Source organism: Curtobacterium sp. APC 4022, assembly GCF_030407555.1.
Classification (GTDB): Bacteria; Actinomycetota; Actinomycetes; order Actinomycetales; family Microbacteriaceae; genus Curtobacterium.
On record NZ_JASDDD010000023.1, the window covers coordinates 37654 to 45914 of the forward strand.

Genomic DNA, 8261 nt, shown 5'->3' on the forward strand with positions numbered 1-8261 from the left:
CCCAGCGCGAAACGCGCCGAGGCTCGGCCCGACGCGCCGCACGCACGCCAGCCGAGGCTCGGCAGACGGGAGGCACGGTGCCAACACGCCACGCGCCTCCCGGCCGCACGAGACTCGCCCCCGGCGACAGGCCGCGCGGCAGCGGCCGCGAGCGGTGTCGCCCAGCGCGAACCGTGCCGAGGCTCGGCCCCGCGGACAGAACTCGCCGCGCGCACGCCGCACCATGTCCGCCCAGCCGAGGCTCGGCCCCGGGAGGCACGGTGCCGGCCCGCCACGCGCCTCCCGGCCGCACGAGACTCGCCCCCGGCGACAGGCCGCGGGGCGGCCGCCCCGAGCGGTGTCGCCCAGCGCGAACCGCGCCGAGGCTCGGCCCCGCGGACAGAACGCGCCGCACGCACACCGCAACATGCCCGCCCAGCCGAGGCTCGGCCCCGGGAGACACGGTGCCGGCCCGCCACGCGCCTCCCGGCCGCACGAGACTCGCGCCCGGCGACAGCCCGCGCGGCAGCGGCCGCGAGCGGTGTCGCCCAGCGCGAACCGCGCCGAGGCTCGGCCCCGCGGACAGAACGCGCCGCACGCAGGCCGCAACGTGCCCGCCCAGCCGAGACTCGGCAGACGGGAGGCACGGTGCCGGCCCGCCACGCGCCTCCCGGCCGCACGAGACTCGCGCTGAGCGACAGGCCGCGGGGCAGCCAGCACGAGCCGTGTCGCCCAGCGCGAAACGCGCCGAGGCTCGGCCCGCGGCCGGCCAGCCCGCCACCACGAGAAGGACGCCGAGCCCCCGAAGGGACCCGGCGTCCTCTGCTCACTCGACGCTCGCCGCAAGCAGCGTGCGCCGAGGCGACTACCCGATCGAGAGCGCCGTCCAGGAGACGGGCGGCAGCTCGATCGTGATCGTGTCACCCTCGCGGCGCACGGACTCGTTGGTCCGCAGGCCGACGCGGGAGGTGTTCGACAGGTCGTTCACGGCGTGCAGGTCATCGTCCCAGATGCCCTCCGCGTGTACTTCCCCGTCGACGTCGAGCCCGGACAGGTCGATCGTGACCGTCGTGCTCTCGGACTGGTGGCGGTTGACGAGGAACACCGCGGCGCGGCCGTCCTCGACCGTGGCCGCCGAGTCGACGACCGGCACGGTGCCGTGCTTCCCGCCGTCGATCGTGTCACCCGAGGCGACGACGTTGAGCGACGTGCCGTGCGCCAGGCGCGAGGTGACCGAGAACGGGAAGAACGTGGTCTGGCGCCAGGCCTCGCCACCGGGCTCGGTCATGATCGGGCCGATCACGTTGACGAGCTGCGCGATCGACGCCGACGCGACGCGGTCCGCGTGGCGCAGGAGCGAGATGAGCAGACCGCCCAGGACGACGGCGTCGGCGACGGTGTAGACGTCCTCCAGGAGGCGCGGGGCGACCGGCCACTCGTCGAGCGTGAACGTCTTCTGCTGGGCTTCCCACTTCGTGATCGACCAGACGTTCCACTCGTCGAACGAGATGTCGATCCGCTTGTCCGAGCCCTTGTGCGCCTGCACGTGGTCCGCGGCGGTCGTCACCGTCTTGATGAAGTGGTCCATGTTGGCGCCGGAGGCCAGGAACGAGGTGAGGTCCTGGTCCTCCTCGTAGTAGGCGTGCGCCGAGATGTAGTCGACGTCCTCGTAGGCGTGCTCGAGGACGGTGCGCTCCCACTCGCCGAAGGTCGGCATCGACGCACCTGACGAACCGCACGCGACCAGTTCGAGGTCGGGCTGGATCTGCCGCATGGCCTTCGCGGTCATGGCGGCGAGCTTGCCGTAGTCCTCGGCGTTCTTGTGGCCGAGCTGCCACGGGCCGTCCATCTCGTTGCCGAGGCACCACATGGTGATGCCGAAGGGCTCCTCGCGGCCGTTCGCCTTGCGTTCCTCGGAGCGGGCGGTGCCACCCGGGATGTTGGCGTACTCGAGCAGCTCGATGGCCTCGGCGGCCCCACGTGTGCCGAGGTTCACGGCGAGCATGAGCTCCGAGCCGACGGAGTCGAGCCACTGCTGGAACTCGTGCAGGCCGACCTCGTTGGTCTCGGTCGAGTGCCACGCCAGGTCGAGCCGGCGGGGACGCTGCTCGACCGGGCCGACGCCGTCCTCCCACTTGTAGCCGGAGACGAAGTTGCCGCCGGGGTAGCGGATGGTCGTGACGCCGAGCTCCTTGACGAGTTCGATGACGTCCTTGCGGAAGCCGTGCTCGTCGGCCGACTCGTGGGCGGGTTCGTGGATGCCGTCGTAGACGTGGCGGCCGAGGTGCTCGACGAAACCGCCGAACAGTCGGCGCCGCACCGGGCCCACCGTGAACGCGGAGTCGAGGACGAGGTGTGTGCGGGGCATGGATCTCCTTCGATCAGGCTGTGCGTCGAGCACGAGTGTTCCGCAGGGTCACGGAAGTGAGCGCTCACCTGCAGGAAACGCTATCGGGTGTCGACACGGGACGGAAGGGCTGGTGCGCACGTCGGCGCGGCGCTAATGTGAGCGCTCACGGGGCACCGACGCCCCGCGATCGGGACGTCGTTCCTCCCCGGATGACCGTCCCGCTTCGGCCCGTCCCGATGGAGTGATGCCATGCCGAACCGATCCGTCCCACCCCTCCGCGGGTCCACCTTCACCCGGAGGAGCCTGCTCGCCGCCGGAGCCGCGGCCGCCACGGTCCTGCCACTCGCCGCCTGCTCCAGCCCGCTCTCCGCCGGGCTCGCCGGCAGTGCCCTCAACCCCGAGACGCTCGTCTTCTGGAACCTCTTCGGCGGCGGCGACGGTGTCCGCATGCAGACGATGGAGGACGGCTACGCCAAGCAGCACGGCGGCTCGTCGTCCCTGCAGGCGACGACCTTCGCCTGGGGCAACCCGTACTACTCCAAGCTGACACTGGCGACCGTCGGGAACAAGCCGCCGGACGTCGCGATCGCCCACCTGACCCGGGCGAAGCCGCTCTGGGACGGCGACCTGCTGGACCCGATCACGGCGGACGACCTGGCCGGCGTCGGACTCAAGGCCAGCGACTTCAACCAGAAGGCGTGGGCTGCGCAGAAGACCGACGGCGCCAACATCGCGATCCCGCTCGACACCCACCCGTTCGTGCTGTTCTACAACGTCGACGTGTGTGGGAAGGCGGGGCTGCTCGACAGCAACGGCGAACTCAAGAACCTGGACGGCATGGACGCGTTCGAGAGTGCCCTGGCCGCCGTGTCGAAGGTCACCGGCGGGACCGCACTCAACGTCGCGAACGTCGTGCCGGAGACCGCGACCCCGTGGCGCTTCTTCTGGACGATGTACAACCAGATCAACGGTGCGACGCCGTTCATCAGCGACGGCGGCGCGAAGCTCACCGTCAACGAGGACGCCTACAACGAGGTCACCAACCGCACCCAGAAGTGGGTGAAGCAGGGCTGGATGAACAAGGCCCTGGACTACGCCACCGCACAGTCGCTGATGTTCGACGGCAAGGCCGGCTTCTTCATGCAGGGCGAATGGGAGATCAGCACCGCCCAGTCCATCAAGGGGCTGAAGTTCGGCATGGCGCCGATCCCGACGCTCTACGACAAGCCCGCTACCCAGGCCGACTCGCACACCTTCATCCTGCCGAAGAAGGACCGCACGCCGGAGCAGAAGAAGGCGGCGATGCTCTTCATCAAGCAGATGCTCGAGCAGAGCCTGACCTGGGCCGAGGGCGGGCACGTCCCGGCCTACATGCCGACGTTCGACAGCACGAAGTACAAGGAGCTCAAGCCGCAGTCGAACTACGCCGCCGCCGCCGAGACCGCGGTCTTCGACGACGCCGCCTGGTACGGCGGATCGGGTTCGACCTTCGAGGGCACGGTCGGCGCGCAGCTGGCGCTCGTGCAGCAGGGCAGTTCGAGTCCCGCGCAGGCGCTCAGCGCGATCAAGAGCCAGCTGGCGACCTACCTCAACACCCCGAGCCCCCTGTGAACGGGCACACGACCGGGCAGAAGACCGGGCACACGACCAGGCACGCGACCACCGTGAACACCGTGAACACCGCGCGAAAGGCACGATGACGTGACCACAGCACCTGTCCTCGACCGCCCCACGGACGCAGCCACCGCGCCCCGACGACTCCGCACCTACAAGAGCAGCCTCACCCGCGGCCAGGGCCGCAGCGGGTGGCTGTTCCTCGCCCCCTTCGGCCTGTTCTACGTGGCCTTCCTGCTCGGCCCGACGGTCTGGATGATCGTCACGAGCTTCTTCAACACCTCGACCGTCCGCACCGGCCTCGGCAGCTTCGCCGGGTTCGCGAACTACGCCGAGATGCTCGGGCGCTCCGACTTCTGGTCGTCGCTCTGGCACACCCTGCAGTTCACGCTCTACACGACCCCGCCGCTGGTGGTCCTGGCGTTCGTGTTCGCCGTGCTGACGAACCGCATGAACAAGGGCCAGTGGTTCTTCCGCCTGGCGTTCTTCCTGCCGTTCATCCTGCCGTCGGCGACGATCTCGCTGATCTGGGTGTTCATCTTCACGCCGGCCACCGGCCTGTTCGCCACGATCCAGTCGGCGATCGGCCTTACCCCCGGCTCCGGCATGCTGTCCAGCCCGAACACGGCGATGATCGGTGTCGCCATCGCCACCGTCTGGTGGACGCTCGGCTTCAACTTCGTGCTGTACCTGGCCGGCCTGCAGGAGATCCCCCGCGAGCTGTACGAAGCAGCCGCGGTCGACGGGGCCTCGAACTGGCAGCAGATCAAGTCGATCACCCTGCCGCTGCTCGGCCGAACGACGACGCTCGTCATCCTGCTGCAGATCATCGCCAGCCTGAAGATCTTCGACCAGGTGTACCTGATGACGAACGGCGGCCCGGGCATCTCGACCCAGGTCTCGCTGCAGCTGATCACCGGCGTCGGCTTCACCGACAACCGACTCGGCGCCGCCTCGGCCGCGTCCGTCCTGCTGTTCATCGTGATCGTCGCCATCGCGATCATCCGGCAGCTCGTCGAGCGCGCTGCCGCCAAGCGTGAGATCGGAGCCTGATCATGACCGCCACCGAGAGCATCACCACCGGCCGCACCAAGCTCCGCACCGGCGTCTCGTCGGCCGCTCCCACGAGTGCCGCGAAGATCGGCGTCAGCGGCCGCGGCTTCACGATCGCGTCGGCCGTCGTCCTGACGGTGTTCGCGATCATCTGGCTCATCCCGAGCCTGTTCGCGCTGAAGACCTCGCTGTCCGACAACGGCGTGGCCGCACTCGGCGCGAAGTCGATCCTGTCGAACTGGAACCCGACGCTGCACTCCTACGCGTCGCTGTTCCAGTCCGGCGACATCTGGAACTGGTACCTGGCCAGCGGTGTCACGAGCGTCGTCACCGCGGTGCTCACGGTGATCTTCGCGTCGATGGCGGCCTTCGCACTGTCGCGGCTGGTGTTCCGTGGCCGGAACATCGCGTTCCTGCTCATCATCCTGGGCATCATGATCCCGACGCAGGTCCTGATCATCCCGATCTTCCAGGAGCTCAACGCGGTCAACCTGCTCAACACCTACTGGTCGGTGATCTTCCCGCAGGTGCCGGCCGTGATCGCGGTCTTCATCTTCAAGCAGTTCTTCGACGGCATCCCGAAGGAGCTGGAAGAGGCCGCGCGCATCGACGGCGCCGGCATCTGGAAGATCTACTGGTCGGTCATCCTGCCGCTGTCGCGTCCGGTGATCGCCGCGGTGACGATCCTGACGTTCGTCGGGGTCTGGAACAACCTGCTGCTGCCGCTGTTCGTGCTGTCGAACCCGGACCTCATGACGATCCCGGTCGGGCTCGCCACGGTCCAGGGCAGCTTCGGTCAGCGCTACGCGGACATCCAGGCGGGTGCGATCCTGGCGGCGTTGCCGCTGATCATCCTCTACCTGATCTTCCAGCGGCAGATCGTCGAGGGTGTCACCGGCTCCGGCCTCAAGGGCTGACGCCCGGTCCGGACGTCGCATCCGGACCACGTGACGGACGGGAGGCTCCCCACCAGCTGGTGGGGAGCCTCCCGTCCGTCATGGGTGCGGTCCGCACCCATGGAGCGCCCGTCAGCCGGCGAGCGGCTCGAGCCGCGACCGGAGGAGGCAGAACTCGTTGCCCTCCGGGTCCTGGAGCACGTGCCAGGACTCGTCACCGGTCTGGCCGACGTCCGCCGGCCGCGCCCCGAGCGCGAGGAGTCGCTCCAGCTCGGCGTCCTGGTCGCGGCCGACCGGGTTGACGTCGAGGTGCAGGCGGAGCGGCTGCGTCTTCGCGTGCGGCACCCGGGACAGGATGATCGTCGGGGTCGCGCCGCCGAAGCCGGAGGCCGGGCCGATCTCGATGCCGTCCTCGTCCTTGCCGAGTTCGACGTAGTCGAGGACGGCGCACCAGAAGCGGGACAGGGCCTCGGGGTCGTCGCAGTTGAGGACCAGTTCACTCAGTCGGCAGCTCATGGCGCGAGGCTACGCGCGGGGCACCCGACCGGGTCCTGGGGAGCCGCCGACCGGTCAGGGTGTCGGTGTGACGGTCCACTTGCCGTTCGTGGCGATCGCGAGGATGCCCGGCAGATCAGCCTCGAAGGTCTCGGAGAACGCCTCGGTGTTGCCGTAGATCCGGGTGGCGTCCGAGGTCGTGAACACCCGGAGGCCGAAGCGGTCGTCCGCGCTGGCCGGCGTGTAGTCGACCTTCACGTGCCCGACGTCGTCCGAGAAGAACAGCACGGCCGGCCCGGTGCCGGACTGCGGCCCGGACACGGTGGCCAGGTCGTTCCAGCTGCGCAGCGTGAGCGACCAGGGGCCGTCGGCCTCGATGATGAGCATCTGCTGCTCCGGATCGTTCTTCAGGACGCTGGTCACGAACGACGCCTTGAGGGGTGCCCGAGCGGAGCCGAACGGCGACATCCGCCCGGGTGCCGTGATGGTCGCGGTACCGGTGCACCCCGAACAGTCCAGGGCGGCGATGACGCCGAAGTCCCCGCGGACCCGGAACGCGATGTCCGAGGGGCCGGTGCCGGAGACGGTCGCGGGAGCACCCTCGGCGACGTCCCCCGCGTCGAGGGTGACACCGGTGAGCTCGGCGACCGGCGGTGTCGTCGGCGTGGGGGTGGGGGTCGGTGTGGGCGTCGCACGCGGGGTCGTCGTCGCGGGGGCGGAGGAACGACCGCTCGACGCCGTGTCGGCGCTGCCCGAGCCACCACCGGGGATCAGGGAGCAGCCGGTCACCAGCAGGACGGCGGTGAGGACCACCCCCACCAGGCTCACTCGTCGGGTGCGCCCCCGGCGCGGGTCGGTCGTCCGTCGTGCCCCCATGCGGACAGCGTGCCACAGGCGGACGCCGCGCGGCCAGGCGATCCGAGCAGTCAGGTGATCCGAGCAGTCAGGTGATCCGAGCAGTCAGGCGAACCCCGTGCGGTCAGGCCATCGCGGGCTGGCGGGCCTCGTGCTTCCAGAACCCCGAGAAGGTGATGCGCGACTTCGGCAGTCCGGCGCGGTGCAGGTGGCGGCGCCCCTCGGTGGCCAGGCGGGACTCCCCCACGACGAACGCGTAGCCGCGGTCGTCGGACGGCACGTGCCGCTGCAGTTCGGCGAGTGCCGCGCGTCCGGGGACCGCGTGGACGTCACCGCGGACGAGCCAGGTGACGGTGACGCCGACGGGGGCGTCGAGGTCGCGGATGTCGAGCGCCGACGGGACCTCCTGGATGATGCGGCCGACGGTGTCCCGCGGCAGGGAGCGGGCGATGCCGACGACGGCGGGCAGCCCGGTCTCCTCGGCGGCGATGACGACCTCGCTGGCGTCCTCCGGGCAGTCGAAGATGCAGCCCTGGTCGAGGAGCGCGAGTTCGTCGCCGGGGCGGGCACCGCAGGCCCAGATCGCAGCCCGGCCCTCGAACTGGCCGTCGGCGCCGGTGTGCACCACGAAGTCGATGTCCATCTCGCCGAGTTCGGGGCGGTGTCCGGCGACCGTGTAGTTCGCGCAGTGCGGTCGGGCGTCCTCGGCGATGCGGAGGTACTGCGGCCACCACTTGGCACCGTCGAGCTCGGGCATCACGAAGGCGTCCTGCTCGGGGCGCTGCAGGAACAGGCGGAACCAGTGGTCGAACCCGAGGAACGGGAAGTCGCGGATCTCGTCGCTCGCGATGGTGACGCGGTGGATCGACGGGGTGTGCCGTTCGGTGCGGACGACACTCGCCCGGAACAGCCGCGGGTTCTCGGGCATCAGCCTCGGGATCTTCGCCATGAGGGAAGGCTAACCTAATATGGCTTCCGTGCCACCCCCTCCCCTCGCCGTCCCGACCGCGCCCGCCGCC

At 70.0% G+C, this 8261-nt stretch carries 7 protein-coding genes; 3 read left to right on the forward strand and 4 right to left on the reverse strand.

The annotated features are described in order from the left end of the window. Positions 1–844 precede the first annotated feature (844 nt). On the reverse strand, positions 845–2347 hold the full coding sequence (locus QL987_RS09300) for an alpha-L-arabinofuranosidase C-terminal domain-containing protein (RefSeq protein WP_290157344.1): 1503 nt from the start codon (positions 2345–2347) through the stop codon (positions 845–847). A 231-nt stretch (positions 2348–2578) separates the two neighbouring features. On the opposite strand from QL987_RS09300, the gene QL987_RS09305 reads away from it, so the two are divergent. The 3 genes from QL987_RS09305 (at position 2579) to QL987_RS09315 (ending at position 5913) form a co-directional block, all read left to right on the forward strand. Beyond that, positions 2579–3940 (forward strand): extracellular solute-binding protein, encoded by a 1362-nt coding sequence (locus tag QL987_RS09305; RefSeq protein ID WP_290157345.1) that lies wholly within the window; start codon positions 2579–2581, stop codon positions 3938–3940. A 90-nt stretch (positions 3941–4030) separates the two neighbouring features. Then, complete coding sequence (locus tag QL987_RS09310) at positions 4031–4996, forward strand: sugar ABC transporter permease (RefSeq protein ID WP_253464116.1); 966 nt, start codon at positions 4031–4033, stop codon at positions 4994–4996. 2 nt (positions 4997–4998) lie between these two features. Then, positions 4999–5913 carry a carbohydrate ABC transporter permease gene (locus QL987_RS09315; RefSeq protein WP_111074787.1) on the forward strand — a complete coding sequence of 305 codons (915 nt, stop codon included), beginning with the start codon at positions 4999–5001 and terminating at the stop codon, positions 5911–5913. Between the two features lie 111 nt (positions 5914–6024). On the opposite strand, the gene QL987_RS09320 is transcribed toward QL987_RS09315, so the two are convergent. From QL987_RS09320 to QL987_RS09330, 3 genes are all read right to left on the reverse strand, one after another. Then, a complete protein-coding gene (locus tag QL987_RS09320; RefSeq protein ID WP_290157348.1) occupies positions 6025–6408 on the reverse strand; it encodes a VOC family protein in 384 nt (127 codons plus the stop codon). 54 nt (positions 6409–6462) lie between these two features. Then, entirely contained in the window at positions 6463–7263 is an 801-nt protein-coding gene (locus QL987_RS09325) for a hypothetical protein (RefSeq protein ID WP_290157349.1), read from the reverse strand. Positions 7264–7366: 103 nt separating this feature from the next. Further along, positions 7367–8191 (reverse strand): siderophore-interacting protein, encoded by an 825-nt coding sequence (locus QL987_RS09330; RefSeq protein ID WP_290157350.1) that lies wholly within the window; start codon positions 8189–8191, stop codon positions 7367–7369. Positions 8192–8261 lie beyond the last annotated feature (70 nt).

Bases quoted from the DNA above. Each gene is read 5' to 3' on its own strand.
- QL987_RS09300 (WP_290157344.1), bottom strand. From the start codon at position 2,347: ATGCCCCGCACACACCTCGTCCTCGACTCCGCGTTCACGGTGGGCCCG.
- QL987_RS09325 (WP_290157349.1), bottom strand. From the start codon at position 7,263: ATGGGGGCACGACGGACGACCGACCCGCGCCGGGGGCGCACCCGACGA.
- QL987_RS09315 (WP_111074787.1), top strand. From the start codon at position 4,999: ATGACCGCCACCGAGAGCATCACCACCGGCCGCACCAAGCTCCGCACC.
- QL987_RS09320 (WP_290157348.1), bottom strand. From the start codon at position 6,408: ATGAGCTGCCGACTGAGTGAACTGGTCCTCAACTGCGACGACCCCGAG.
- QL987_RS09305 (WP_290157345.1), top strand. From the start codon at position 2,579: ATGCCGAACCGATCCGTCCCACCCCTCCGCGGGTCCACCTTCACCCGG.
- QL987_RS09330 (WP_290157350.1), bottom strand. From the start codon at position 8,191: ATGGCGAAGATCCCGAGGCTGATGCCCGAGAACCCGCGGCTGTTCCGG.